Source organism: Elongatibacter sediminis (genome assembly GCF_037892215.1).
Taxonomy (GTDB): Bacteria; Pseudomonadota; Gammaproteobacteria; order Xanthomonadales; family SZUA-36; genus Elongatibacter; species Elongatibacter sediminis.
The window spans coordinates 1-26,946 of the sequence record NZ_JAZHOG010000003.1; the positions used below are offsets into that span (position 1 = coordinate 1).

The window sequence follows — 26,946 nt, forward strand, 5'->3', positions numbered from 1 at the left end:
TCCTGATCCGTTCGCGCCGGGCACAGTGTTAACCATGTGCCCGGAATAAGGTGTAAACCATGTGATCGGAATGCACCCTTTTGGACTGGTGGTGATGGGTGGACTTGAACCACCGACCTCAGCATTATGAGTGCCGCGCTCTAACCAGCTGAGCTACATCACCGGAAACTGGATTGTGCCGGTTGAAACCGGGCCGGCAATTCTGTCTCCGGCGCGCGGGAAAGTCAACAGGCGCGCCGTTCGGGCGGACGGTATCAATCGGCGATTCGGGGTGTCCTCCAGACGTTTCCGCGGAAACGCAGGAAGCGTGCCAGATTGCGGATGGCGGTTGGGTCAGGGGTTGATGTTGCGTTGTGCGCAGCGATGTGTCTCTTTTTGGGCGTTTCCCTCTCAGAAGCGGTAGCCGTAGGCGGCTTCGAAGCGGTCCTGGATTTCGTCGAGGCTGGGCGTGTGGTTCTGGGGGCCCTGGTGGGCGATTTTGATGGCGCCCATGACGGAGCCGATGCGGCAGCCGGTGACGAGGTCCATGTCGTTCAGCAGAGCGTGGAGGATGCCTGCGCGGTAGGCGTCGCCGCAGCCGGTGGGATCCTTGACGGCGTCTGCCAGGGTTGGCTCGATGTCAGTGTGGCCGTACGCCGTGATCAGTTCCGAGCCATCGGGGCCGCGGGTGACGATGAGGGCTTCGACCTGGCGGGCGATCAGGTGGCCGGGCATGCCGGTGCGTTCCTGCAGCACTTCGTACTCATAGTCGTTGACGATGAGCCAGTTGGCTTCGGAGATGAAGTTGCGTAGCTGGTTGCCGTTGAACAGGATCATGCCCTGGCCGGGGTCGAACAGGTGGGGGATGCCGGCCTCGACGAAGTCGTGGCTGTGCTGGATCATGGCTTCGCGGCCGTCCGGGCCGACGACACCAATGGTGATGCCTTCGGCATCCGCCACGTGGTTGAGATGGCTCTGTGCCATGGCGCCGGGGTGGAAGGCGGTGATCTGGTTGTCGTCGAGGTCGGTGGTGATGAAGGCCTGCGGCGTGAATTCGTCCTCGAGGTAGCGGACGTAGCGGTCCGAGATGCCCCACTTCGCCAGGTGTTCCCGGTACGGTTCGAAATCGGCGCCCACCGCGCCCATGGGGTAGGGCTCGCCGCCGAGCAGTTTCAGGTTGTACGCGATGTTGCCGGCACAGCCGCCAAATTCCCGGCGCATCTCCGGCACCAGGAAAGACACGTTCAGGATGTGCACCTTGTCGGGCAGGATGTGTTCCCGGAATCGTTCGGGGAAAACCATGATGGTGTCGTAGGCGAGCGAGCCGCAGATCAGTGCTGACATGTCGTGTCCCTGCCCGGATGGGTCATCCGGTGATATCCCAAACCCGCGCATTCTAGCGGAATTGTTGAAAAACAGGGAAATACGTTGCCCGGGAATTCGAAAAACTGATATATCAGTTACGCGATCCAGCCCGTTTTCGGGCCGGGTCCGATTCAGCGAGGTTCGGCTGCAGGCCGCGTAAATACTAGGTTTTGCTCGATTTTTTCCCTTGCGGCAGTCGGCTGCTGCTGATACATTAGCCAACCCCGGTCACCCCGACCCACTGGACTGTCTCGTCATGGTATTCAAAAGTCTTCGCGGCCTGTTTTCCAACGATCTGTCGATCGACCTGGGCACGGCCAACACCCTGATTTTCGTGCGTGGGCAGGGCATCGTCCTCAACGAGCCTTCCGTGGTGGCGGTGCGCATGGACCGGGGGCCGGGCGGCCCGCAGCACGTGGCGGCCGTCGGCATGGAGGCGAAGCGCATGCTCGGTCGAACACCGGGCAATATCCGCACGGTGCGCCCCCTGAAGGATGGCGTGATCGCCGACTTCAACATGACCGAGGCCATGCTGCAGCACTTCATTCGCAAGGTGCACACCTCGCGCTTTCTGCGGCCCAGTCCGCGGGTGCTGGTGTGCGTTCCGTGCAGTTCCACCCAGGTGGAGCGCAAGGCCATCAAGGAATCGGCCGAGGGCGCGGGTGCGCGCGAGGTGTTCCTGGTCGAGGAACCCATGGCGGCAGCCATCGGTGCCGGCATCCCGGTGCACGAAGCGCGCGGCGCCATGGTGCTGGACATCGGCGGCGGCACTTCCGAGGTTGCGGTCATTTCTCTGAACGGGCTGGTGTATTCCAACTCGGTGCGCATCGGTGGCGATCAGTTCGACGATGCCATCGTCAATTACGTGCGCCGCAATTACGGCACGCTCATCGGCGAGACCACGGCCGAACGCATCAAAATCGAGATCGGCTGCGCCTGGCCGGACGAGGAGCCCGAGACGATGGAAGTCTCGGGCCGCAACCTGGCCGAAGGCGTGCCGCGCAATGTCACCATCACCAGCAACGAAGTGCTCGAAGCGCTGAACGAAAGCCTTTCCAGCATTCTCGATGCGGTGAAAACCGCGCTGGAACAGACGCCGCCCGAACTGTGTGCGGACGTGGCCGAAACCGGCATCGTCCTGACCGGTGGTGGTGCGCTGCTGCGCGGCTTCGACCGCCTCATCAGCGAGGAAACCGGGTTGCCGGTGTTCGCCGCCGACGATCCGCTCACCTGCGTCGCCCGGGGCGGCGGCCGCGCACTCGAACTGATGGATCAGAATAACGGTGATTTCTTCACGGCCAGCTAGCAGCCGGTTTCGCGGGCCCGGCCGCGATGGCCGCGGCGGGCGCCACGACCCCGGGCTTTTCGCGCTGATGCGCCCGGCGCTGCAAGTCCGCGTGTCGATTCGGTTACGGGCCTGATCCCGTGGTCGGCGGCAGAGGCGGCGTTGGTGCGAACATCTCAGGCCAGGCCGCGCTCACCGCGCGGCTGATGCTGTATTCCCTGCTGGCCGTGGTCCTGATGGCGATGGATCATCGCGGCCAGTACGTTCCGAAGTTGCGCGGCATGGCCAGCTACCTCGTTGAACCCGTATATCACCTCGTTGAATGGCCGGTACAGGCCCTGCGCGGCGCGTTCGGGTTTTTTCAGACCACACAAACCCTGCGGGGCGAGAACCAGCGCCTGGAAGAAGAATTGCTGCGGAAACGGGCCGGCTTGCAGAAACTGGCCAGCCTGCGTGAAGAAAACGAGCGTTTGCGCGCCTTGCTGGACGGCTCGCAGACGCTGCGCGACGACTACCAGTTCGCCGAACTGCTGTCCGTGGACCTCGACCCCTTCGCGCACAAGGTGGTTATCGACCGCGGCACCAACGCGGGCGTGACGGTTGGCCAGGCGGTGATCGACGGGCACGGAGTGATGGGCCAGGTGGAGGATTCGAAGAAGCACTTTGCCACGGTTCGGCTGATTTCCGACCCGAACCATGCGCTGCCGGTGCAGATAAACCGCACCGGCCTGCGCACCGTGGCGTTCGGAACCGGCGACACCGGCCGCTTGCGCCTTCCCAGCGTCCCGCGCGAGGCCGATGTGCGTGAGGGTGACCTGATCGTCACGTCCGGTCTGGGTGACCGCTTCCCCGGCGGGTACCCGGTGGCTGAAATCGTGCGTATCGATCGTCGCGAAGGCCAGATGTTCGCCGCTGTCGAGGCCCGGCCTCTGGCGGCGCTGGATCGAGGGCGCGAGGTGCTTCTGATACGTACCGTTGCGGAATCGGATCATGAGGTTGCGGATAAAGCCGGGAGCACCGAAGCCCCGGCCGGAACGTCTGACGCAACGCAGTCGGGGGCCGAGGGCGCCGTGGCAGGCCAGCCAGATTCCGGTTCCGCCGCAGATGGTTCCGATACGAATGATGTAGTCACCGAGCCTGAGTCCGCTGAAGAAGGCGCCGGTCCGTGAACGCCAATCGCGACCGTTACGGCCCGATCCTGATCACGCTGGTGGTGGCGATGGTGCTTACCATCGTGCCGCTGCCGGCGATGGTGCAGCCCTTGCGGCCGTACTGGGTGGCGCTGGTACTGGTGTACTGGTGTCTCGAAACCCAGGACATGGTGGGGCTGGGTGGTGCGTTCGCGACCGGGCTGATACTGGATCTGCTCACGGGCAGCCTGCTGGGCATGCACGGCCTGACTCTGGTCATCCTGGTCTACCTCGTGACCCGCTTCCGCGCCCGGCTGCGGTTTTTCCCGCCCTGGCAGCAGGCGTTGTCGGTGCTGGCCCTGCTGATCAACGATCGCATAGTCGTGCTGTGGATCATCGGCCTGCGAGGCGACCCGTTCCCGCCGGTTTCTTTCTGGCTGGCGCCGGTGGTGGGTACCTTTTTGTGGCCGTGGATTTTTCTGCTGCTGGATCGCTACCGGGGCAGGGCACGGCAGCGGAGTACGGTATGAACGTGGCGCGCCTGCTGGGTGGGCCGCACCGTCACCCGATCAAGGATCCGGCGCAGGAGGTGCGGCTGTTCAGCCGCCGGGTTCTGGTGGGGTTCGGCTTCGTGGTGGCCGCGGTGCTGCTGTTGCTGATCCGCTATGTCTGGCTGCAGGTGGTGCGCCACGAGGAGTTCACCACGCGTTCGATCTCCAACCGCGTTCGTCTGGTGCCGGTCGCGCCGAACCGGGGATTGATCTATGACCGCCGTGGCCGGCCCGTGGCCGAAAATCGGCCGGCTTACCGGCTCGAGGTCGTGCCTGAAAAAGCCGGCGAACTCGATGCGGTGCTCGCGGCCCTGGCCGACATCGTGGACCTCCCCGATGATGTTCGCGAGCAGTTCGAGCGCGACCGGCGACGCTATCGCGACTTCGAGGCGGTGCCGCTGAAGTTCAATCTGAGCGAAACGGAGGTGGCGCGGCTGGCGGTCGACCGGCACCGGTTTCCGGGCGTGGACATCGTGCCCTACATTTCCCGTTATTACCCTTACGGCCCGCTGCTGACCCATGTGCTGGGCTACGTCGGCCGGCTGGATGAGAACGATCTGGCCCGGGTGAATGCCGACGACTACCGTGCCAGCACCCACATCGGCAAAAACGGCATCGAGCGCCAGTACGAGTCCCTGCTGCACGGCCGCAGTGGCCTGGAACGGGTGGAAACCAATGCCGAGGGCCGGCCGATCCGGACCTTGGAGCGAACCGACCCCGTGCACGGTGCCGACCTGGTTTTGTCGCTGGACATGCAGGTGCAGCGCGCGGCCTGGGAGGCTCTGGGCGACCGGCCCGGGGCCGTGGTGGCGATGGACCCGAATGACGGATCGGTGCTGGCTCTGGTGAGCAAACCGGCGTACGACCCCAACGAGTTCGTGCATGGCATCAGCGCGGCCGGCTACCGGGCCATTCTCGAGGCGCCCGGACGGGCCCTGTTCAACCGGGCCATCCAGGGCGGCTACGAGCCGGGTTCCACCCTCAAGCCGTTCGTTGGCCTGGCCGGGCTGGAACTGGGCGTGGTGACTCCGGAACAGACCATATTCTCCGGCGGCCGATTCTACCTGCCCGGCGTCGCCCGGCCCTACCGGGACTGGCGTCCCGGCGGACACGGTTGGGTCGCGGTGCGCGACGCGCTCGAACAGTCGGTGAACACCTACTTCTACCAGTTGGCGGTCGATCTGGGCATCGATCGCATGCACGACTACCTGCAGCAGTTCGGTTTCGGCAGCCCCACGCAGATCGACATGCCCGGCGAGAGTGCCGGTGTGCTGCCGTCGCGTGCCTGGAAGCGCGGCCGCTTCAGCCAGCCTTGGTACCCCGGTGAAACCGTGATCGCCGGTATCGGGCAGGGCTTCAATGTCGTAACGCCGGTGCAGCTCGCCAGTGCCCTGACCACGCTGATCAATGGCGGGATCCGCTACCAGCCCCGCCTGCTTTACGCCGCGAAGGGTGAGCGCGATCAGCCCGCCGCGCGGGTCGGTGCACCGGTGGCCGGCCGGGTGCCGGTGGCGGATCCGGAAAACTGGCGCGCGGTGCACGACGGCATGCGGCGGGTCATCCACGGCGTCAAGGGCACGGCGCGCGCGCTGCTGCCGATAGAAGGTTACGAGATGGCGGGCAAAAGCGGCACGGCGCAGGTCGTGGGGCTGAACCCCAACGAGGAATACGACGAAGAGGAAGTCGCGGCCCACCTGCGCCACCATGCGCTGTTCATCGCCTACGCGCCGGCCGACCGGCCGGTCATCGCCGTGGCCGCCGTGGTCGAGCACGGCGGCGGTGGATCGCGTAACGCGGCGCCGGTGGCCAAGGCCGTTATCGAGGCCTGGATGGCGCAGGAACCCGGTCGGTGAGACGTCGGGTTCCGGGATGGATTGGCCTGCCGCGGCTGGATTGGCCACTGCTGCTGGCCCTGTTGTTGTTGATGGGCGGCGGCCTCGCCGTCCTGTATTCGGCCAGCGGGGGCGATGGCGGCACCGTGCTGCGGCAGTGTGTGCGCATGGGCGCGGGCCTGGTGGCCCTGCTGACCCTCAGCCTGGTGCCGCCGCATATCCTGCGCACCTGGACTCCGTGGTTGTATGTTTTCGGCCTGGTGCTGGTGGTGGCCACGCTGTTGGCCGGGGAAGGGCGTGGCGCCAGCCGCTGGCTGGATTTCGGGGTGGTGCGCTTTCAACCCTCCGAGATCATGAAACTGGCGGTGCCGATGATCGTCGCCTGGTACTTCCACCCGCGGGAACTGCCGCCCGCCTTTCGCGACGTGCTGGCGGCGTTCTGCCTGCTGGCGGCGCCGGCGGTGTTGATCGCCCAGCAGCCCGATCTGGGCACGGCCCTGTTGATCGGCATCAGTGGTTGCATCACGATTTTTCTGGCCGGTCTGCGCTGGCGGATGATTTTCGGACTGGCCGGGCTGGCGGCCGCCGCGGCCCCCGCGCTGTGGCTCGTCATGCACGAGTATCAGCGCAACCGCGTGCGCACCTTTCTCAACCCCGAGTCCGACCCGCTGGGCACCGGCTGGAACATCATCCAGTCGGAAATCGCGGTGGGATCGGGTGGCTTGCTGGGCAAAGGCTGGCTGAACGGAACGCAATCACGGCTGGAGTTCATTCCGGAGCGCCACACCGACTTCATCCTGGCGGTTCTGGCCGAGGAATTCGGGCTGATCGGGGTCCTTGTGCTGTTGATCCTCTACGCTTTCATCACCGGCCGCTGCGCCTTTATCGCGGCCATGGCCAAGGACACCTACTCGCGCTTGCTGGCCGGCAGCCTGGGTTTCACCTTTTTCGTCTACGTCCTGGTCAACGCCGGCATGGTGTCCGGATTGTTGCCGGTGGTGGGGGTGCCACTGCCGCTGGTGAGCTACGGGGGCACCTCCATCGTGACCTTGCTGGCGGCTTTCGGTATCGTGATGTCGATCCATGGCCATCGGAAATTTCTGCGGTGATTCGTGGTCAGATCAGCCGTGCCCGGCACCGGGCCGGATTCCCGGGTTTCGGGTACACTGCGTTCGGATTCGGATTCCGAATTTGTCATACCGCATTCAAAGGTCATTACGCATGTTGCAAACCCTGAACCGGATAGTCCTGATGACGGTCGTCGCGATGACGACCGCGTCGTGTTTCGCCCAGGATCACCCGGGTGCCGATAACTTTGCCCGCCAGGCGGCCGAGGAACACGAGCTCGACGAAGCCGAGGTGCTGGAGCTGTTGCGCAACGCGCGGTTCAAGCAGTCCATCGTCGATGCGATCTCCCGTCCCGCCGAGGGCAAACCCTGGTACCAGTACCGGCCGATTTTCATCACGCCGGAACGGATCGAGGGCGGCGTCGCGTTCTGGCGTGAAAACGAAGAACGGGTGGCCGCGGCCGCCGAGAAATTCGGTGTGGACGCCGAATATATTGTGAGCATCATCGGCGTCGAGACCTATTACGGCCGCATTACCGGCAATTACCGGGTGCTGGACGCGCTGGCCACCCTGTCGTTTCACTACCCGGATACCGGCAACGACCGCTCCGGGTTTTTTTCCAGCGAGCTGATGAATTTCATCCTGCTCGGCCAGGAAGAAGGCCTGCCGCTGCAGGATGTAACCGGTTCCTACGCCGGCGCCATGGGTCTGGGCCAGTTCATGCCCAGCAGCTACCGCGCCTACGCGGTGGACCTGGATGGCGACGGCCGTCGTGATCTGTGGAGTTCACTGGATGATGTGATCGGGTCGGTCGCCAATTACCTGCACGTTCACGGCTGGGCCTACGGCGAGCCTGTGGTCGCTCCGCTCGAGGCCGGCCCGGAGGCCGACGGAAGCCTGGTCGCCCGGCGGAATTTCAAACCCGCCCACACGGTGGCTGAACTGAGTGCGGCTGGTTACCGAACGGATGATGTACTGGCCGCCGATGCGATGGGCGCGGTTGTGCGCCTGGACGAGGAGGAGGCACAATCCTTCTGGCTGGCGTTCAACAATTTCTACGTGATCACGCGGTATAACCGCAGTCCGCTGTATGCGATGGCCGTGCATGAACTGAGTCAGGCAATTCGCGAGGGGATGGGACGGTGAGGAGCCGACCGGCTGCCCACGGTGCGCGCTTGGCGATGCGCCGGTGGCGTGTGTGGAAGGCGGCTGCTCCGACAATTGTCACGGGCACGGTGCTGTGCTTTATGCTGGCGGCCTGTGCCGGCAAGGGCGACCGGCGCCCGGATGGCGGTGCCGAACCCGTGGACGGGCCATCCAATATCGGCCTCTCCGCCGCGGATGTCGTGGACGCCGTGCCGCGGCAGGAGCCGCGCGCCCGCTACGGCAATCACTCTCCCTACGAGGTTTTCGGCCGGAAATACTACGTGATGCCGACCGCGGATGGCTACGTCGAGCGCGGCATCGCCTCCTGGTACGGTACCAAGTTTCACGGCCGTCGCACGTCCAGTGGCGAGCCCTACGACATGCACCTGGCGACGGCCGCGCACAAGACCCTGCCGCTGCCGACCTATGCCGAAGTCACCAACCTGGAAAATGGTCGCCGGGTGGTGGTCAAGATCAACGATCGCGGACCGTTCAAGGACGATCGCATCATCGATCTGTCCTACGGTGCCGCGTTGCGCCTGGGCATGACCGGCAAGGGTACGGCCCGGGTCGAAGTGCGCGCCATCGACACGGCGGGACTGCAACTGGCCGACAGCCGTGATCCGGCCGGCACCTACCTTCAGGCCGGCGCATTCGGACAGCGCGCCGGGGCCGAGGCGCTGGTCGGACGGCTGAAGCGAGCGAGTCTGCAACCCGTCACCATCGACGATGGTGGTAACCTGTTCCGGGTCTGGCTGGGACCGTTCGACAGTACCGTGGAAATCGAACGTGTTATCCAGCGAGCCATTGAACTGGGCTTCGAGCGGCCGCATAGAGTGACCCGCTGAACGGTCCACAAACCCGAATCCGAACCGAACCCCATCCCATGAAGATACTCAGAGTGTTACTGCCGATGTTGCTTCTCAGCGCCGCGACCGCCATGGCGCAGGTGCCGCCGCGGCCGCAACCCGGGCCGCAGCCCGTGCCGGCGCCGCCGCAACTGGGGGCCAACAGTTACATCCTGATGGATTACTACAGCCGGCAGGTGCTGGTCGATCAGAATTCCGGGATGCGGGTGGAGCCGGCCAGCATCACCAAGGTGATGACGGCCTACGTGGTGTTCCAGGAACTGGCCCAGGGCAACATTACCCTGGACGAAACCGTGGCGGTGAGCGAGCGGGCCTGGCGTACCGGCGGTTCGCGCATGTTCATCGAGCCCAGCATGACGCCCACGGTCGAAGAACTGCTGCATGGCATGGTGATCCAGTCCGGCAACGACGCCAGTGTCGCGCTGGCCGAACACGTCGCCGGCACCGAGGAAGCTTTCTCCGATCTGATGAATCATTATGCTGAAGTGCTGGGCATGACCGGTACGCACTTCATGAACGCCACCGGCCTGCCGCACGAGCAGCATTACACGACGGCTCGCGATGTCGCTCTGCTGAGTATCGCGACCATCCGCGATTTCCCGGAATATTACGACTGGTATTCCGAGAAGGAATACACCTTCAACGAAATCCGCCAACACAATCGGAACACCCTGTTGTGGCGAGACCCGGCCATCGATGGTCTGAAAACCGGCCACACCGATGCGGCCGGTTACTGCCTGGCCGCTTCGGCGATGCGCGACGGCATGCGCCTGGTCAGCGCGGTAATGGGTTCCGCCTCGGAGTCGTCGCGAGCGAGCGAGAGCCAGTCGCTGCTCAATTACGGTTTTCGATTCTTCGAAACCGTGCAGCTCTACCAGGCCGGCGATGAACTGTCGCGTGCCCGGGTCTGGAAGGGGTTGAATGACGACGTGCCGCTGGGCCTGGCCGAGCCGCTGTTCGTTACCATCCCGCGCGGCCGCTACGACGATCTCGAAGCCCGGGTTGAACTCGAGCCGGAACTGACCGCGCCGCTGGAACAAAACAGCATCGTGGGCACCATATCGGTGAGGCTCGACGATGGTGAAATCGCCAGCCGCCCGCTGATCGCTCTGGAGGCTGTGGAGCAAGCCGGATTCGTCGGCCGTACCTGGGACGGACTGAAGCTCTGGGTCGGCGGTCTGCTCGAAGGCGACGAGGAAGGCGAGGCCGAAACGGGCGGGGAAGAGGAGGCCGAACCGGAAGCGGAATCCGCCGATGGCGAGTGACGTTCCCGATACCCTGCTCGAGTTTCCGTGCGCCTTCCCGATCAAGGCCATGGGCCGCCAGTCACCCGAATTCGAAAGTATCGTGGCCGGCATCATTTTCGAACATGCCGAACTGGTCGTTGGCGAGGAACTGCGCAGCGTGGCCAGCAAGGCCGGCAACTTCGTTTCGGTGACCGCCGTCATCGAAGCCCAATCGCGTGAACAGCTCGATGCCATCTACCAGGCCCTGACCGACTGCGAGCAGGTTCTGATGGCGCTTTGACCATGGGCGCGTCACCCTGGCCTGAACACCGGTCTCCGGGGTTGATCGTGGCCGCGCTGTGGTTGGCCGTGGCGCCGATTCAGGCGGCCCAGGCCGCCAGCCAGGCCGCTGAACCCATCACGGGTCCCACCGCGGAGCCCGTCACTGATCCCACCGCTTCCCGGCCAGCCCCCGAGCCTGCCGATCTGATCATTTTCAATGCCACCGTGCTGACCCTGAACGCGGCCGGCGACACCGTGGAAGACGGTGCACTGGTGGTGCGGGACGGACGCATCGAAGCCGTGGGCGGTGCCGGCCTGCTGGAGCGCTACGAGACCGAAACCCGGCTGGATGCCGAGGGCGGCATCGTCATGCCCGGCATGATCAACCTGCACAATCATCTGCCGATGGTCGCGTTTCGCGGACTGGGTGAGAACGGCGTGCCCAACCGCCTGGTCGACTTTTTCTTCCCGCTGGAGAAGGCCCTGCTGTCGCGGGAGCTGATCCGCACGGCCGCCCGGCAGGCGGCCATCGAGTCGGCGCTCGCCGGCGTGACCCTGGTCACCGACATGTATTACCACGAAGACGAGGTGGCCCGGTCGGTGAGCGACGTGGGTATCCGCGGCGTGCTGGGAGAAAGCGTGATCGGTTTCCCGGTGGTGGACGCACCGCAGCCGTACGGTGGTCTGGCCTACGCCGAGCGCTTCATCGCCGAATGGAAGGGGCATCCCCTGATCACGCCGGCGGTGGCGCCGCACGCGCCGTATACCGTTTCCCCGGAATGGCTGCTGCGGGCCCGCGAGCTGGCTGAGCGCGAAGCGGTGCCCTTGCTGATGCACGTGGCGGAAATGGTCGATGAACCCGATCGTATTCGGGCCGGCATCGGCCATTTTCCGGAGGACCGGACGGTGATCGCCTATCTGGCCGAAATCGGGTTTCTCAGTGACCGACTGGTGGCTGCCCACGTGATCCACGCGTCGGACGCGGACATCGCGCTGCTGCGCAGGCACGGCGTGGGCGTGGCTTACAACCCCAAGGCCAATGGCTTCGGCGCGCACGGCTTCGCACCGGCCTGGGACATGGCCCGGGCCGGGCTGGAAATGGGCCTGGGTACCGATGGCCCGATGAGTTCGAACCAGATGGACTTGATCAATGTGATGGGTTTCGCCGCTTATGCCGCGCGCAATCGCGGCGTGGCCGATTCCACTCGCTTCACGCCGTTCGATCTGGTTCGCATGGCCACACTGGGTGGCGCACGGGCGCTCGATCGTGAACACGAGCTGGGTTCGCTGGAGGCCGGCAAGTGGGCCGATGTGGTCATCGTGGACACCGCGGCGCCGAACATGCAGCCCAACTACGATCCCTACGCCACCCTGGCGTTCGCGGCTTATCCGCGGAACGTTCGCACGGTCCTGGTGGCGGGCCGCTTCGTGGTGCGCGACCGGGTGCCGGTACAGGTCGATCTCGATGCGCACCGGCGGGAATGGCGGGCCGTCACGGAGCGGGTCGCGGCGTTCGCGGAGCCGCTATAGGCGCCGGACACCGGCCGGGCGGGGTGTACAATGGGAAGACCGTTCCAGGCTGGATTCACCCCCGGTGACGAAATCTCAATGGCTGGTATCGACCCTCAAGAAATGACGGACGCCGCACCACCCGCGGACGCAGGTGGCGATGCCGCCGGTGGCGGGGATACCTTGCACGTGCGACGGCTCGGCCGGGCCGATTATCTACCCACCTGGCGGGCGATGCAGGACTTCACCGATGCCCGCGACGAGAGCACGCCGGATGAGTTGTGGCTGGTCGAACACCCGCCGGTGTTCACCCAGGGGCAGGCCGGCAAGGCCGAGCATGTGCTGGCGCCGGGGGATATCCCGGTCATCCAGGTCGACCGGGGCGGACAGGTCACCTATCACGGCCCGGGTCAGATCGTGGCCTACCCGCTGGTGAACCTGCGCCGCCGTGGCATTGGCGTGCGCAGCCTGGTGCGGCGCATCGAGGAAGCCATTCTCGACGTGCTGGCCGCATATGGGGTGAGCGGCGCGCGCCGCGAGGGTGCGCCGGGTATCTACGTCGACGGTGCCAAGATTGCGTCCCTGGGGCTGCGGGTACGGCGCGCTTGCTCGTTCCACGGTCTGGCCTTCAACATCGACATGGACCTGGAGCCGTTTCAGCGCATCAATCCCTGCGGTTTCGAGGGACTGCAGGTCACGCAACTGGTAACATTCACCCCCGTGAGCATCGAAGATGCGAGCCGGCGCCTGGTCCAGGCGCTGGCCGAACAACTCGAATACCGTGACGTCCGGGAAATCCGCGACGGGAAGGTGAATGCATGAGTGAACGCGACACGCTGCCGTTGCGGGTCACCGGTAATGCCGGGGGGCCGGTGGCGGGCCAGGCACAACTGGGTGAGGCCAAAATGGCGCGCAACACGGCGCGTTTCGACGCCGATGCGCCGCGCTTGCGCAAGCCCGACTGGATCCGGGTGCGGCTGCCGGCCGGCAATGCCGTGGGCGAGTTGAAGTCGCGGCTGCGCGAGCGCGAACTGGTCACGGTCTGCGAGGAAGCTTCCTGCCCCAACATCCACGAGTGCTTTTCCAAGGGTACGGCCACCTTCATGGTGCTGGGTGAAATCTGCACGCGGCGCTGTTCGTTCTGCGATGTGGCGCACGGCCGCCCGCTGCCGCCGGATTCCGCCGAGCCGGCACAACTGGCTCGCACGGTCGCCGAAATGAAGCTCCGCTACGTGGTCATCACCTCGGTGGACCGTGACGATCTGCGCGACGGCGGGGCCGGCCATTTCGCCCAGTGTATTGATGCCGTGCGGGCCGCGAGCCCGGGTATCCGGGTGGAAATCCTGGTGCCGGATTTTCGCGGCAAGGGTCGCATGGAACGGGCGCTGGATATCTTCGCCGCCTCGCCGCCCGACGTGTTCAATCACAACATTGAAACGGTCGAGCCCCTGTACCGCAACGTGCGGCCCGGTGCCGACTATGCCTGGTCGCTGACCCTGCTGCAGCGGTTCAAACAACGTCACCCCGCCATCCCGACCAAGTCGGGCATCATGCTGGGCCTGGGCGAGACTCGCGAGCAGGTGGAACAGACCCTGTCTGATCTGCGCGCTCACGACGTGGACCTGGTCACCATCGGGCAGTATCTGCAGCCCACCGCGCACCATCACCCGGTGCTGCGCTACTGGACCCCCGACGAGTTCGACGCGCTGGCCGACACGGCGCGCGCCATGGGCTTCACCCACGTGGCCTCCGGACCGCTGGTGCGCTCGTCCTACCATGCCGATGAACTGGCTCACGAATCCGGTCTGGTCGAACTCGCCGACGTTTGACCGGACAGTCGCCAATTCAGCACCGTTTGGCGTGATTTGGCGCACCTGCGGAACCTCCTGATTGTTTTCCGTGTCCGAAACAGGCATAAATAGCGGTCCGGGCACGATTTCCGCTTCGGCGTGGAGGCATTCCTGCGGAGCAGGGCATGGCTCAATGGACCGGACAATTCAGGAGATGAGTACGTGAAACGTCTGACAAGCCTGTTCGTCTTGTTTTGGGTCAGTACGCTGGCCGTTGCCGCGGTGCAGCCGCCCGAGGCGCTGGAACTCGAACCCCAGTTGGAACAGCGCTTCGCGACCAATCTCGCGACGCGATTTCTGACCAACTGGCATTACAAGGACACGCGGCTGGATGACGACCTGTCGAGCCGGATCTTCGACAAGTACATCGAATTGCTGGACCCCAACCGGAATTACTTCCTGGCGTCCGACATCGAAGGTTTCGAGCGCTATCGCGACAATCTCGACGATGCGTTGCGGCATTCGGACCTGCAACCGGCCTATGACGTCTTCAATGTTTACGTCAACCGGGTGCGTGAGCGGATCGACTATTCGGTGGACGCGGTCCACCAGCCGATGGATTTCACCGTCGACGAGTATTACGAGTTCGACCGTTCGGAAGCGTCCTGGGCCGAATCGCGGGCGGAACTGGACGAGTTGTGGCGCAAACGGGTGAAGAACGACTACCTGCGCCTGCTGCTCACCGACAAGGAGCCGGAGGCCATCGTGGAGACGCTCGAGGAGCGCTACGCGAACATGACCCGGCGGATCAACGAACTGAAAACCGAAGACGTGTTCCAGTTCTTCATGAATGCCTTCGCGCAATCCATCGAGCCGCATACCTCCTACCTGTCGCCACGGACATCGGAAAATTTCGAGATCTCCATGAAGCTGTCGCTGGAGGGCATCGGTGCGTTGCTGGGAAGGGTTTCCGAGTACACCACCATTGCCAGCGTCGTGCCGGGAGGGCCGGCGGACCAGGACGGCCGATTGCAGGCCGGTGACCGCATCATCGCGGTTGGCCAGGAGAACGATGGCAAACTGGTCGACGTGATCGGTTGGCGCATCGACGACGTGGTACAACTGATTCGCGGTCCCAAGGGCTCGGTCGTGCGCCTGGAAGTACTGCCCGAAGATGTCAGCATCAGCGGACCGAGCACGGTCATCGACATCGTGCGCAATGAAGTCAAGCTCGAAGAACAGGCAGCGAAGAGCCGGGTGCTCGAAGTGCCGGTCGAAGAGTCCGAGGAGCCGGTGCGGATCGGTGTGATCGACCTGCCTGTGTTTTACCTGGATTTCAACGGACGCGCCCAGAACCGGCCGGATTACCGCTCCAGTACGCGCGATGTGCGGCGGCTGATCGGTGAGTTGAAAGAACAGGGCGTGGCCGGGTTGGTCATCGACTTGCGGGACAATGGCGGTGGGTCGCTGCTCGAAGCCACCACGCTCACCGGTCTGTTCATCGACAAGGGGCCGGTGGTGCAGGTGCGGAATTCCAACGGTCGCATTTCACTGGAGGAAGACGTGGACGCCGGCATGGCATGGGACGGTCCTCTGGCCGTGCTGGTCAACCGCTACAGCGCTTCGGCTTCAGAGATTTTCGCCGCCGCCATTCAGGATTACGGCCGCGGACTGGTCATTGGCGAGCCGACCTTCGGCAAAGGCACCGTTCAAAGCCTGCTGGACCTGGACGACTACGCCCCATCGTCGGATTCGCCGTCCATGGGTCAGCTCAAAATCACCATGGCGCAGTTCTTCCGGGTCAACGGCGGTTCGACCCAGAACCGGGGCGTCATTCCGGATATCCGTTTTCCATCCGCGGGCGACCCGGCGGAATACGGTGAGAGCTCCCTCGACAACGCGTTGCCCTGGAGCAGTATCGATCCGGCGCGCTATCAGCCGGCAGGCGACCTCAGCCGCCTGGTGGCCGTGGCGGAAAACCGCTTCGAAGGGCGTATCGTCAACGATGAGGAATACAATTGGCTGCTGGCCGACATTGAAGAGTACAACCGCAAATCCGGCCGCACCCGGGTGTCGCTGCTGGAATCGGAAGCGCGGGCGGAAATGGAGCGCGAAGAAGAACGGCTCAAGAACCGCAAGGCCAAAAACGGTGAAGCTGAATCCCTGGTCGAGAACACCGAGATTCCGGATGGCTCCGAGTTCGACAACCTGACGGACGAAGAGGCGGCCGAGGACGATGACGAAAACGACGGTCCGGATCTGCTGCTGCGCGAAGCGGCGGAGATTGTCGCGGACGTGGCGGAGCTGGAATCCGACATGGAATTGCTGAACCGTCAGTTCTCACAGCTTCCGCCCAACGGCAAGAAAGGCGCGGCGCCGCAAATGAACTGAATCCGGTTCGACCCGGGAAGCGCCAGTTCGCGGCTAGCCCCGGGCCTGCACCTGAAAACGGGGCGGAGCAGCAATGCTCCGCCCCGTTTCATTTCATGGCGTGGTGTGGTTCAGGGTTTCTTCAGCAGATCGCGGATCTCGGTGAGAAGAACCTCTTCCTTGGACGGCGCGGGCGGTGCGGCCGGTTTTTCCTCTTCTTTCTTCTTCATCGAGTTCATGGCCCGGACCACCATGAATATCGCGAAGGCGATGATGACGAAGTCCACCACCGTCTGGATGAAGACTCCGTAATTCAGCGTAACGGCCTCGACTTCACCGGCGGCCTCTTTCAGGGTGACCGAGAGGTTGCTGAAATCCACACCTCCGAGCAGCATGCCGATGGGAGGCATCAGTACGTCACTGACGAACGACGACACGATCTTGCCGAATGCCGCGCCAATGACGATGCCCACGGCCATGTCGACCACGTTGCCCCGCATCGCGAAGTCGCGAAACTCTTTCATCATGCTCATGGCTTTCTCCTCTCTTGTTTGAACGCGATTGGCGACCGGAACGTCCGGTATCGCCATCCCCCGCATGGCCGGGGCCTGCCCGGACACGGTTTCATCATAGCAGAGGGCCGTACGGCGCCGTTCGGTGCTGGATCATGAACGCGCATGCCAGCGAAGCGGGTTAGAATTCCCGCGATGTCCGGCCCCTCCCCAAAGACGGTTCTCAAACTGGCCCTGCCGGTGCCACTGCCTCACCTGTTCGACTATCTTCCTCCGAAAACACCGGCCGCCAGTGAATCGCCAGTGGTGCCCGGCGTGCGTGCAGTTGTGCCGTTCGGGCGCCGCAAGCTGGTGGGGGTGGTGGTCGAATGCGGGGCACCGGCGGCGGTGGACTCGAAACGCCTGCTGCGGGTGTCGCGGATTCTGGATGATGGTGTGCCGGTCATCGACACCTCGTTGCTCGGGCTGCTGCGCTGGTGCTGGCAGTACTACAAACATGCCCCGGGAGAGGTCCTGCTGGCGGCGTTGCCGCCGGCTTTGCGCAAACCGGACGGACTCCTTCCGGAACCGCCGTTGCGGTTTCTCATCACTGAGGCGGGGCGGGAGCAGTTGGCCGGGCCGCCCGGGCGCGCGCCGGCGCAACGCGCGATGCTGAAGGCGCTGGCGGACGGTCCGCTCGGTGAAGATGAACTGGCCGCGACCGGAAGCCGATGGCGGGCAGTGCTCAAACGGGTGAGCGAGCAGGGCTGGGTGGAGTCCGAGCCGGAGCCCGCATCGACAGCCAGGCCGTCGGGTGGGCACGAATTGACCGGCGAGCAGGCATCGGCGGTGGCCGCGATCCGTGAAGATCTCGGGCAGTTCCGCTGCCACCTGCTCGACGGGGTCACCGGCAGCGGCAAAACCGAGGTGTACCTCAAGGTGCTCGAACAGGTGCTGCGCGACGGGGGGCAGGGTCTGGTACTGGTCCCGGAAATCGGCCTGACGCCCCAACTGCTGCGGCGCTTTCGCCAGCGGCTGGGGCTGGAGCCGGCGGTGTTGCATTCGGGCCTGAGCGCGGGCGAGCGCCTGGCAGCCTGGGACGCGGCCCGAACCGGGCGCGCCCGTCTGGTTATCGGCACCCGTTCGGCCCTGTTCACGCCGATGCCGGAACTGGGGCTGATCGTGCTCGACGAAGAGCACGACACCTCGTTCAAGCAGCAGGATGGCTTTCGCTACTCGGCTCGCGACGTTGCGGTCAAGCGCGCCGCCGACGGCGAACTGCCGGTGATTTTGGGCAGCGCCACGCCATCGCTGGAGTCCCTGAACAACGCGCAGTCGGGGCGCTATCGGCACCATCGGCTGCGCCATCGGGCCAACCGCGCCGTTCTGCCGGCCTGGCGGGTGCTGGACATGCGCCAGCAGGCCAATGTGCAGGGCCTGGCGGCGGCTTCGGTGGAGGCCATCGAGGAGACCCTGGAGCAGGGCGGTCAGGCGATGGTGTTTCTCAACCGGCGGGGCTATGCCCCGGTGCTGATGTGCCAATCCTGCGGCTGGCACTCGGAATGCGCGCGCTGTGACGCCAGCCTGACCTGGCATCGATCGACGCGGCAACTTTGCTGTCACCACTGCGGCAGCCAGCGCCGGGCGCCGGAATTGTGCCCCGATTGCCGGGCCGATGCCCTGTTCGGTCTGGGTGAGGGGACCCAGCAGATCGAAGAGGCGCTGGGCCGCCGCTTTCCGGGTGTTCCGGTGCTGCGCTTCGACCGCGACAGCACGGCCCGCAAGGGCCGTTTCGGGGAGCAGGTCGAAAAGGTCATGGAAGGAGAGCCCTGCATCCTGGTCGGCACCCAGATGCTGGCCAAGGGGCATCACTTTCCGGGCGTGACCCTGGTGGTGGTGGTCAACGTGGACCAGGCGTTGTACAGCGCGGACTTCCGCGCGCTGGAGCGGCTCGGCCAGACGCTGTTGCAGGTGGCCGGCCGGGCCGGGCGCATGGAACGGCCGGGCACGGTCATGTTGCAGACGTTTCATCCGGAGCACGAAGCGCTGGCGCTGCTGATCGGGGAGGGCTACGAGGCCTATGCCGGCTGGTTACTGGAAGACCGGCGGGCGGCCGGACTGCCGCCGTGCGCGTTTCAGGCCCTGTTGCGGGCCGAGGCGCATCTCAAAAGTGACGTGGAAACGTTTCTCCAGGCCGCGGCGGCGGTCTTTCCGGATGGCGGATGCCGGGTCTACGGGCCGTTGCCGGCCCTGATGGAGCGGGTCGGCGGCCGTTACCGGATGTATCTGATGGTGCAGGGTCCGGGGCGCCCGGAACTGCACCGGCAACTGGATGCCTGGTTGCCGCTGCTGCGCGGCCTGCGCGAAGGGCGCAGGGTGCGCTGGGCGATCGACGTCGATCCGCAGGAGGTCTGAGGGCTGCCCCAGGGCGCCGGCCGGCCGCCGGGATCTGTCTCAGTCTTCGTCGTATTCGTCGAGATCCTGTTCGGTGGGCGGATTCACCCAGTGAACTTCCACATTTTTGCGTTCGGCATTGAGATTGACCGCGCGGCGGTAGCGCTCGACGTTGGTCAGGGAATCGGGTGCCACCGAGGCCGTGCCGGCCGGCGCGGACGCGCAGGCGGAGAGTCCCAGGGCGATCAGTGCTGTAAGCAGAGCCATGACGGTTTTCATCGGCTACTCCTCGACGCGATGCGCCGTTACATTAACTACGAAACTAATCGTAGCATGAACTCCGGCAATTTCAAGCGGTCTGTTACCCGGTGCGGAGCCGAACCGTTGCATTGCCGCGTCAAAGCGATTGGCGGGCGCCATGACCTCTGACACGCGCGGAATCAGCGACGATCAGTCACATTCTGGCCACCGCCATGGCCAGAACGCCGTGAATCGGTATACTTCCCGGTTTACCTGGCGGCGCACCGCACCCCTCTTCAGCTGAAGGAAACCCATGGAACAGCCGGAACAGCATGCCAAACCCGACTACGTGAATCCCGAGCCGCGGCCGGTGGAAGCACGCGGCCGTGATGCCCACGCGGCCTTCATGCGCCTCAACGAGGCGGCCAACGAGCTCATCATCGGGCAGCACCGTCTGATGGAGCGCCTGCTCATCGCGCTGCTGTCGAACGGGCACCTGCTGGTCGAAGGGGCGCCGGGTCTGGCCAAGACGACGGCGATCAAGACCATCGCCGATCGCATCGAAGGCGATTTCCACCGCATCCAGTTCACACCGGACCTGCTGCCCGCGGACCTGACCGGCACCGAGATTTATCGTCCCCAGGAGGGCAGCTTCACGTTCCAGCAAGGTCCCATCTTCCACAACCTGATCCTGGCCGACGAGGTCAACCGCGCACCGGCCAAGGTGCAGTCGGCCCTGCTCGAGGCGATGGGTGAGCACCAGGTGACGGTCGGGCGCGTGACCTACCGGCTGCCGCAATTGTTTCTGGTCATGGCCACCCAGAATCCCATCGAGCAGGAGGGCACTTACCCATTGCCCGAAGCGCAGCTCGACCGCTTTCTGATGCATGTTTCGATCGGCTATCCCGACGCCGTGGCGGAACAGGAAATTCTCAACCTCGCCCGGCAACAGGCACGCGACGAACTGGACAAGTCCGAGGCCGCACCGGTCCTGGTGACCCAGGACGAAGTTTTTACCGCGCAGTCGGAAGTGCTGAACCTGTATCTGGCGCCGGCGCTGGAGGAGTACATCGTGCAACTGGTGCTCGCCACGCGTGAGCCCGGCCGCTGGGATTCCGAGCTGGCTGCGCTGGTCAGCTACGGCGCCAGTCCGCGCGCAACCATCGGACTCGATCGCTGCGCCCGGGCGCGTGCCTGGCTGGATGCCCGCGATTACGTGTCGCCCGACGACGTTCACGCGGTCATTCACGACGTGATGCGGCACCGTGTACTGCTGTCGTACGAGGCGGAGGCGGACGGCGTCACCGTCGATCAACTTGTGGACCGGTTGCTGGACCGCGTGCCCGTCCCCTGATGCGGAGTGTTCACTGATGGCACCTGCCGGCCGCAATCCCGGGCCTGACAGCGACGGCATTCACCTGACGGCCGCCGAACTGATCGCCTTGCGCCCGCGTTGCCATTCGTTGCGCCTGCCAATGCGCCAGCCGGCGGCTTCGGCGCTGGCCGGCGCCTACCGGTCGCGCTTCCGGGGGCGCGGGGTCGATTTCCTGGAGTCACGCAACTACCAGCCGGGCGACGATATCCGCAACATGGACTGGCGCGTGACAGCGCGCACGGGCCGGCCGCATACCAAGGTCTTCCAGGAAGAACGGGAGCGGCCCGTGCTGGTGGTCCTGGACGCCTCACCCAGCCTGTATTTCGGCACGCGACGGCAGCTCAAATCGGTGGCGGCGGGTCAGTTCGCCGCGGCTGTGGCCTGGTCGGCAGTGCGCCGCGGAGACCGCATCGGAGGATTCCTGTTCGCGCCCGGCCGTCATCGCGAGTTGCGCCCGGCCGGAGGGCGGCGCGGCGCCATGCGCGTGATTCAGTCCCTGGTCGACTGGCTGCGCCCGGAAGCCGAGCCTGGTCCCGCGGAACCGCTGTCGGCCTGTCTGGAACGGGTGCGCCATGCCGTGCGGCCCGGCAGCCTGATCATCGTCGTCAGTGATTTTTTCGGCCTGGACGAGGACACCAACCGCCATCTCTCGCGTCTGCGCCAGCACAACGACGTCATCGGCTGCCAGGTGCTGGATCGGGCGGAATACGAACTGCCATCGGGCCGGTATCCCATCACCGACGGACGCGAGTCGACGATCCTGAATACCGCCGGCGGTGGCGGTGAGCGTGATTTCCGAGCCATGGGTTTGCGGCATATCGAAGAGCCTCGCCGGATGTTCCAGCGCCACCAGTGTGGCTGGATCGTGCTGCATACCGACGACGACCCGGTTGACGTGTTGGGCCGTGAACTGCGCATTCTGGTCGGACGTCCCCTGTAGGTTGCCGCCGATGAACGCCATCATGGCCGCGAATCCGGGCACCGGTTCACCACCCCCCGCGGGTGGGGCCGGGCAGGATCTGCTGGCCGGTCTGCGCGACATTCACGGCGCGAGCGAGCCGGGCTGGTGGCCCCCCGCGCCGGGGTGGTGGGTGCTGGCGGTGCTGATTGCGCTGGCCGCATTCTTCGCCCTGCGCTGGCTGGGTCGCCGCTGGTCCGAGCGCAAACGCAGGCGAGCGTACCTCGCCGCGCTGGAACGTATCGAGCGTGAGGTCGATGCCGTCCGGGATCCGGCCGCATTTCTGGCCGCGATCAACCGCCTCTTTCGCGCCGTCGCGCTACGCGCCTTTCCACCCTCCCGCAGCGCCCGCCTGCAGGGCCGGGAATGGGTTGCTTTCGTGCGCGAACATTTGCCCGCGGGAGCCGATGGCGAGGCACTGGACGCGCTGGCGGCCGGACCGTACCAGCCGAATCCGGACTTCGATGCCGTGGCGCTGCGTGCCGCCGCGGAAACCTGGGTGCGGCGCCATGGCTGAGCCGGAAACCGTCAGCGGGCTGATTCTGGCGTGGCCGTGGCTGCTGGTGTTGCTGCCGCTGCCGTGGCTGCTGCGGCGGTGGATGACGCCGGCGCGGCAATCCGACCAGCAGGCCCTGAGGGTGCCCTGGTTCAGCCAGGTCGAAGGCGCCTCGACGGGCTGGGTCCGGCGGCCGTGGATCGCCGTGCTGGCGACCCTGGCGTGGATCGTGCTCTGCGTGGCCGCGGCCCGGCCGCAGTGGGTGGGCGAAATGGAGCAACTGCCGGTGTCCGGCCGCGACCTGCTGCTGGCGGTCGACATCTCCGGCAGCATGGACACCCAGGACATGGTGCTGGAACACACACCGGTCAATCGTCTGGCCGTGGTCAAGAAGGTGGCGGGCGAATTCATCAAGGGCCGTCGCGGCGACCGGGTCGGTCTGGTCCTGTTCGGCAGCCGGGCTTATCTGCAGACTCCATTGACGTTCGACACCGAGACCACCGCCATTCTGCTCGAGGAATCGGAAATCGGGCTGGCCGGCCGCGAGACCGCGATCGGCGATGCGATTGGTCTGGCGGTAAAGCGCTTGCGTGACGACGCGGCGGCGGAGCGGGTACTGATTCTGCTGACTGACGGCGCCAACACGTCGGGCGAAGTACAACCCATGCAGGCGACCGAGTTCGCGGCGCGCGAGGGCCTCACGATCTATACCGTGGGCGTCGGCGCGGACGAAATGATGGTGCGGGATTTCTTCGGCTCCCGGGTGGTGAATCCTTCCGCGGATCTCGACGAGGAGACCCTGCGCGCCATTGCCGACCGGACCGGCGGCGCTTACTTCAGGGCGCGGGACGCGCAGGCACTGGCCGAGATCTATCAGCGGCTGGATGAACTGGAACCCGTGGCCAGCGATCAGGAAACCGTGCGCCCGGTGGACGAACTCTTCCACTGGCCACTGGCCGGCGCACTGGTCATGGCCCTGCTGGCCGGCCTGGTGAGCCTGTGGCCCTCGCTGCGTCCGGCATTTTCCCCCAGGGCGTCGCGCCCGGCGGGACGGGGTCGATTCCGATCGGAGGCCGAAACGGCATGACGATCCTGGAGACCCTGCACTTCATTCGCCCGTTGTGGCTGGTGGCGCTGCCGCTGGCCGTGCTGTTGCCGTGGATGTGGCGGCGGCTGCGGCGGCCCAGCGGCGACTGGGAACGGGTATGTGATCCGCACCTGCTCCGCTGGCTCAGCGTGGCGCAGGGTGGCGGCCGTGCCATCCGCGCCGGGGCCTGGCTCGGCGCGGCCGGTCTGGCGGTCGCCGTAATCGCCCTGGCGGGGCCGAGCTGGCAGCAATTGCCGGAAAGCACCTTGTCGGCCCGCGAGGCGCGGGTGATCGCATTCGATCTGTCCGCCTCGATGATGGCCGAGGATCTGCGGCCCAACCGCCTCACCCGGGCCCGGTTCCGAATCGCCGACCTGCTGCACGAGATGGCGGAAGGGCAGACGGGACTGGTCGCCTACGCCGGTGATGCCTATGTGGTCTCTCCCCTGACCAACGACATGAACACCATCGCCAATCTCTTGCCCGCCCTGGGGCCGGAAGTGATGCCGGTGCGCGGGAGCCGGGCGGACCGGGCATTGGAACTGGCGGCATCCCTGCTGGAACGGGCGGGCTTCAGCCGCGGTGAAATTCTGCTGGTCACGGATTCGGCGCGGGCCCGGGATGCGGCGGCGGCGCGTGCCCTGGCTGACCGGGGTTTCGTGACCTCTGTGCTGGCGGTCGGCACGCGCGAAGGTGCTCCCATTCCAAGCGGTGGCGGATTCGTCAGCGACCGTTCCGGAAGCGTCGTCATCGCGCGCCTCGATGCTGGATCTCTGGCGGACGTCGCCGAGGCCGGTGGCGGGCGCTATTCCGAGATGGCCAGCCGCGACGGCGATGCCCCCTGGGTGACCATGGACGGTGGTGCGTTCGAGCGGCGCGATGAGGCTTTGGACCAGCGCTGGAAGGACGCGGGACCCTACCTTGTCCTGTTGTTGTTGCCGCTGGCGGCGCTGGCGTTTCGCAAGGGTGCCGTGTTCGTTTTGCCGCTGATGCTGCTGGGCGGTCTGGTGCATGCGCCCGGCGCACAGGCTTACGGGTGGGACGATATCTGGCAGCGCAAGGATCAGCAGGCCTGGGTGGCCCTGCAGGCCGAGGAAGCCGAACGGGCCGCGGCATTGGCGCGGGACCCGGAACTGGCCGGAGAGGCGTGGTACCGCAGCGAAAATTACGACAGTGCGGTGTCCAACTGGCAGGGGCTCGACTCCGCCGATGCCCATTACAATCGCGGCAATGCGCTGGCCAAACTGGGCGAGTTCGAGGCCGCGCTGGATGCCTATGACCAGGCCCTCGAGCAGCAGCCCGATATGGCGGATGCCCGGCATAACCGCGAACTGGTCGAGCGCGCGCTGGAGCAGCAGCGACAGCAACAGGAGCAGGAACAGGAGCAGGAGCAGTCCGAAGACGGTGATGAGGGCGAGTCCTCGCAGGAGGCCAGCGACGAGAGTTCGCCCGGGGATTCCGAGTCCGAGCCCGCCGAAGGGGACGAGAATCAGCAGGGCGAGGAAGGCCAGGAGGGCGAGCAGGAGCCGCAGGAAGCCGAGCCTGGTGAAGAAGGCGAGGGACAGGAAAAGACCGATTACGAGCAGGCCTGGTCGGAGGAAGATGCCCAGGCCATGGAACAATGGCTGCGGCGCATTCCGGACGACCCCGGCGGTCTGCTGCGGCGCAAATTCATCTATGAACATCAGCGTCGCGGGGCGCCGGAGGAAGAAGCCGACCCATGGTGACCATGTTGAGCGGATTGAAACGGAACGGCCGGCCCAGACCGGTACCCTGGATAGTGCTGTTGGCGGCCCTGTGGCTGTGCGCGCCGGTTCGCGCGGATGTGACGGTCACCCTGGACCGGGACCGCATCGTCGAGGGGGAGACGGTGACCCTGGTGGTGCAGACCAACGACCCGCAACAGAGTCTGGATCCCAACCTCGCCGAGTTGCAAGAGGACTTCGTGGTTCTCGACCGGCGCACCGAGACGCAGATGTCCATCGTCAACGGTCGCCAGTCCGCGGTGATGAAACTGCTGCTGACCCTGGAACCCAAACGCGCCGGTTCCCTGACGATTCCACCGCTGCGCTTCGGCAACGTGGCCACCCCCGCGCGCACCCTGCAGGTCGATCCCGCGCCGGAACCGGAGCCGGGCGCCCTGCCACCGGTGTTCATCGACGTTGAACTCGATCCCGCCGAGGGGCCCCATTACGTGCACGCGCAATTGCGCCTGACCGTGCGCGTGCACTATCTGCCCAACCTGGCGGAAGCCGCGATCACCCCTCCGGAGCCGTCACCGGCGTCCGTTCGGCTGTTGGATGAGGTGCCGTACCAGGCAGAACGCGGCGGTGTGCGCTATCGGGTTCTCGAACGCCATTACGCCGTGTTCCCGGAGCGTTCCGGTCCGCTGGAAATTCCGGCGATGCGCCTGACCGGCCGGTTGGTTGAACGGCGGTCGGATCAATTGTGGCAGCCGGCCGTGAAGGGCCGCCGCATCCAGGCCAGCAGCGAGCCGTTGCAGCTGGATATCCTGCCGCGTCCGGATACCTACGTCGGGGACTCGTGGCAGCCGGCCCGTGCGCTGGAGGCATCGCAGAACATCTCGTCCAGTGAAACCCTGAGTGTCGGCGAGCCGGTGACACGCACTGTCATCATCGACGCCATCGGCCTGGAAGAGAACATGATTCCCGAGCCCGGCCAGCCGGATATCCCCGGCGCGCGCATCTACCCGGATCAGCCACAGGGCATCACCCGTGACGACGGTAAATGGGTGCTGGGCCACAAGGAGTTCCGTTACGCCATCGTGCCGGAGAACCCGGGAGAACTGGTGTTGCCGGAGCTGACGGTGCACTGGTGGGACACGGTCAACGACCGCCAGGCCGAGGCGGTGCTGCCGGAAGTGCGCCTCGAGGTTCTGCCCTCCACCCTGCCGACAGCGGCCACGCCGGCCGCCCCGTCGGCGGCAAGTGCGCCCGCAGGGCCGGCGCTTCCCGGCGCCGTGAATGTGAGTAGCGGCCGCAATTACTGGGTGGGGTTGAGCGCGCTGTTCGCGCTGCTGTGGCTGGTGACCCTGGGGCTGTACCTGCGCCGTCCCCGGCCGGCCGGCCGGCCGGACTCCACCGCCTCGGAACCGGCCGGCGACGAAAAGGCCCTGCTGGACCGGTTGCAGCGCGCCTGCCGCGCGGACGACGCCGCGCAGGCCCGGCAGGTGCTGGGGCAATGGCTGCGCCGTTACGGCCCGGGCCGCTACCGCGGCAGCATCCGGGCGCTGGCCGGCGAACTGGAGGGTCAGGCAACGGGGGGTGGCGCCCGCGACACGCATCCCGAACTGGGCGCTGAGCTGGTACGGCTCGATGCGGCCGGCTTCCAGCCTGCCGGGGTCGCCGGCGGTGCCCCGGGCTGGGATGGCGCGGCACTTTGGAACGGGTTTTCGAAATGGCGGGCCGAACAACTGCGTCCGGAACGCACGATGCGGGATCCGATGGATCTGTATGGTGCGGGCGGTCAAGCCCGGGTCTGAA

At 65.6% G+C, this 26,946-nt stretch carries 23 protein-coding genes and 1 tRNA gene; 20 read left to right on the forward strand and 4 right to left on the reverse strand.

Translation table 11 applies throughout. From position 1 onward, the window contains the following. Nucleotides 1-86: 86 nt before the first annotated feature. Nucleotides 87-163 (reverse strand) — tRNA-Met (locus V3330_RS04805). A gap of 227 nt (nucleotides 164-390) precedes the next feature. Next, nucleotides 391-1,323, reverse strand: coding sequence for a carbohydrate kinase family protein (locus V3330_RS04810; RefSeq protein ID WP_354694259.1), 933 nt, complete (start codon nucleotides 1,321-1,323; stop codon nucleotides 391-393). A gap of 277 nt (nucleotides 1,324-1,600) precedes the next feature. On the opposite strand from V3330_RS04810, the gene V3330_RS04815 reads away from it, so the two are divergent. The 13 genes from V3330_RS04815 to V3330_RS04875 all read left to right on the forward strand — a co-directional run bounded on the left by V3330_RS04815 (nucleotide 1,601) and on the right by V3330_RS04875 (nucleotide 16,423). Then, nucleotides 1,601-2,650, forward strand: coding sequence for a rod shape-determining protein (locus V3330_RS04815; RefSeq protein WP_354694260.1), 1,050 nt, complete (start codon nucleotides 1,601-1,603; stop codon nucleotides 2,648-2,650). Between the two features lie 119 nt (nucleotides 2,651-2,769). Then, nucleotides 2,770-3,798: a rod shape-determining protein MreC gene (mreC, locus tag V3330_RS04820; RefSeq protein ID WP_354694261.1), complete on the forward strand. Its 1,029-nt coding sequence runs from the start codon at nucleotides 2,770-2,772 to the stop codon at nucleotides 3,796-3,798. Next, complete coding sequence (mreD, locus tag V3330_RS04825; RefSeq protein ID WP_354694262.1) at nucleotides 3,795-4,289, forward strand: rod shape-determining protein MreD; 495 nt, start codon at nucleotides 3,795-3,797, stop codon at nucleotides 4,287-4,289. The genes mreC and mreD overlap by 4 nt, the downstream gene beginning before the upstream one ends. Then, a complete protein-coding gene (gene mrdA / locus V3330_RS04830) occupies nucleotides 4,286-6,163 on the forward strand; it encodes a penicillin-binding protein 2 (protein WP_354694263.1) in 1,878 nt (625 codons plus the stop codon). Before mreD ends, mrdA begins: the two co-directional genes overlap by 4 nt. Beyond that, nucleotides 6,160-7,251: a rod shape-determining protein RodA gene (gene rodA / locus V3330_RS04835; protein ID WP_354694264.1), complete on the forward strand. Its 1,092-nt coding sequence runs from the start codon at nucleotides 6,160-6,162 to the stop codon at nucleotides 7,249-7,251. Before mrdA ends, rodA begins: the two co-directional genes overlap by 4 nt. A 112-nt stretch (nucleotides 7,252-7,363) precedes the next feature. Next, nucleotides 7,364-8,356, forward strand: a complete 993-nt coding sequence (gene mltB / locus V3330_RS04840) for a lytic murein transglycosylase B (protein WP_354694265.1) — start codon at nucleotides 7,364-7,366, stop codon at nucleotides 8,354-8,356. A gap of 35 nt (nucleotides 8,357-8,391) precedes the next feature. Continuing rightward, nucleotides 8,392-9,204, forward strand: a complete 813-nt coding sequence (locus V3330_RS04845) for a septal ring lytic transglycosylase RlpA family protein (protein WP_354694266.1) — start codon at nucleotides 8,392-8,394, stop codon at nucleotides 9,202-9,204. Between the two features lie 38 nt (nucleotides 9,205-9,242). After that, the gene (locus V3330_RS04850) at nucleotides 9,243-10,490 is read left to right on the forward strand and encodes a D-alanyl-D-alanine carboxypeptidase family protein (protein WP_354694267.1); all 1,248 of its coding nucleotides are present in this window, start codon (nucleotides 9,243-9,245) and stop codon (nucleotides 10,488-10,490) included. Continuing rightward, nucleotides 10,480-10,752, forward strand: coding sequence for a YbeD family protein (locus V3330_RS04855; RefSeq protein WP_354694268.1), 273 nt, complete (start codon nucleotides 10,480-10,482; stop codon nucleotides 10,750-10,752). Before V3330_RS04850 ends, V3330_RS04855 begins: the two co-directional genes overlap by 11 nt. Before the next feature lie 2 nt (nucleotides 10,753-10,754). Next, entirely contained in the window at nucleotides 10,755-12,263 is a 1,509-nt protein-coding gene (locus V3330_RS04860; protein ID WP_354694269.1) for an amidohydrolase family protein, read from the forward strand. A 102-nt stretch (nucleotides 12,264-12,365) separates the two neighbouring features. Next, nucleotides 12,366-13,064 (forward strand): lipoyl(octanoyl) transferase LipB, encoded by a 699-nt coding sequence (gene lipB, locus V3330_RS04865; RefSeq protein ID WP_354694621.1) that lies wholly within the window; start codon nucleotides 12,366-12,368, stop codon nucleotides 13,062-13,064. A gap of 83 nt (nucleotides 13,065-13,147) precedes the next feature. Beyond that, nucleotides 13,148-14,071, forward strand: a complete 924-nt coding sequence (gene lipA / locus V3330_RS04870) for a lipoyl synthase (RefSeq protein ID WP_354694622.1) — start codon at nucleotides 13,148-13,150, stop codon at nucleotides 14,069-14,071. Between the two features lie 183 nt (nucleotides 14,072-14,254). After that, nucleotides 14,255-16,423, forward strand: a complete 2,169-nt coding sequence (locus tag V3330_RS04875) for a carboxy terminal-processing peptidase (protein WP_354694270.1) — start codon at nucleotides 14,255-14,257, stop codon at nucleotides 16,421-16,423. A gap of 110 nt (nucleotides 16,424-16,533) precedes the next feature. Here V3330_RS04875 and mscL read toward each other — a convergent pair whose 3' ends face one another. Further along, nucleotides 16,534-16,935, reverse strand: coding sequence for a large-conductance mechanosensitive channel protein MscL (mscL, locus tag V3330_RS04880; RefSeq protein ID WP_354694271.1), 402 nt, complete (start codon nucleotides 16,933-16,935; stop codon nucleotides 16,534-16,536). Between the two features lie 174 nt (nucleotides 16,936-17,109). Between mscL and V3330_RS04885 the strand changes: the two genes are divergently transcribed. Continuing rightward, on the forward strand, nucleotides 17,110-19,308 hold the full coding sequence (locus V3330_RS04885; RefSeq protein ID WP_354694272.1) for a primosomal protein N': 2,199 nt from the start codon (nucleotides 17,110-17,112) through the stop codon (nucleotides 19,306-19,308). Nucleotides 19,309-19,347: 39 nt separating this feature from the next. Here the strand turns inward: V3330_RS04885 and V3330_RS04890 are convergent, their stop codons facing one another. Continuing rightward, on the reverse strand, nucleotides 19,348-19,566 hold the full coding sequence (locus V3330_RS04890) for a hypothetical protein (protein WP_354694273.1): 219 nt from the start codon (nucleotides 19,564-19,566) through the stop codon (nucleotides 19,348-19,350). A gap of 274 nt (nucleotides 19,567-19,840) precedes the next feature. Here V3330_RS04890 and V3330_RS04895 point away from each other — a divergent pair, with 274 nt between their 5' ends. The 6 genes from V3330_RS04895 to V3330_RS04920 are packed head-to-tail and all read left to right on the forward strand — an operon-like array spanning nucleotide 19,841 to nucleotide 26,945. Then, a complete protein-coding gene (locus tag V3330_RS04895) occupies nucleotides 19,841-20,881 on the forward strand; it encodes an AAA family ATPase (protein ID WP_435791391.1) in 1,041 nt (346 codons plus the stop codon). Between the two features lie 16 nt (nucleotides 20,882-20,897). Then, nucleotides 20,898-21,842 (forward strand): DUF58 domain-containing protein, encoded by a 945-nt coding sequence (locus V3330_RS04900; RefSeq protein WP_354694274.1) that lies wholly within the window; start codon nucleotides 20,898-20,900, stop codon nucleotides 21,840-21,842. 10 nt (nucleotides 21,843-21,852) lie between these two features. Continuing rightward, the gene (locus V3330_RS04905; protein ID WP_354694275.1) at nucleotides 21,853-22,377 is read left to right on the forward strand and encodes a DUF4381 domain-containing protein; all 525 of its coding nucleotides are present in this window, start codon (nucleotides 21,853-21,855) and stop codon (nucleotides 22,375-22,377) included. Further along, nucleotides 22,370-23,443 carry a vWA domain-containing protein gene (locus tag V3330_RS04910; protein WP_354694276.1) on the forward strand — a complete coding sequence of 358 codons (1,074 nt, stop codon included), beginning with the start codon at nucleotides 22,370-22,372 and terminating at the stop codon, nucleotides 23,441-23,443. The genes V3330_RS04905 and V3330_RS04910 overlap by 8 nt, the downstream gene beginning before the upstream one ends. Continuing rightward, nucleotides 23,440-25,170: a VWA domain-containing protein gene (locus V3330_RS04915; protein WP_354694277.1), complete on the forward strand. Its 1,731-nt coding sequence runs from the start codon at nucleotides 23,440-23,442 to the stop codon at nucleotides 25,168-25,170. Before V3330_RS04910 ends, V3330_RS04915 begins: the two co-directional genes overlap by 4 nt. Then, nucleotides 25,164-26,945 (forward strand): BatD family protein, encoded by a 1,782-nt coding sequence (locus V3330_RS04920; RefSeq protein ID WP_354694278.1) that lies wholly within the window; start codon nucleotides 25,164-25,166, stop codon nucleotides 26,943-26,945. Before V3330_RS04915 ends, V3330_RS04920 begins: the two co-directional genes overlap by 7 nt. The last annotated feature ends 1 nt before the right edge of the window (nucleotide 26,946 follow it).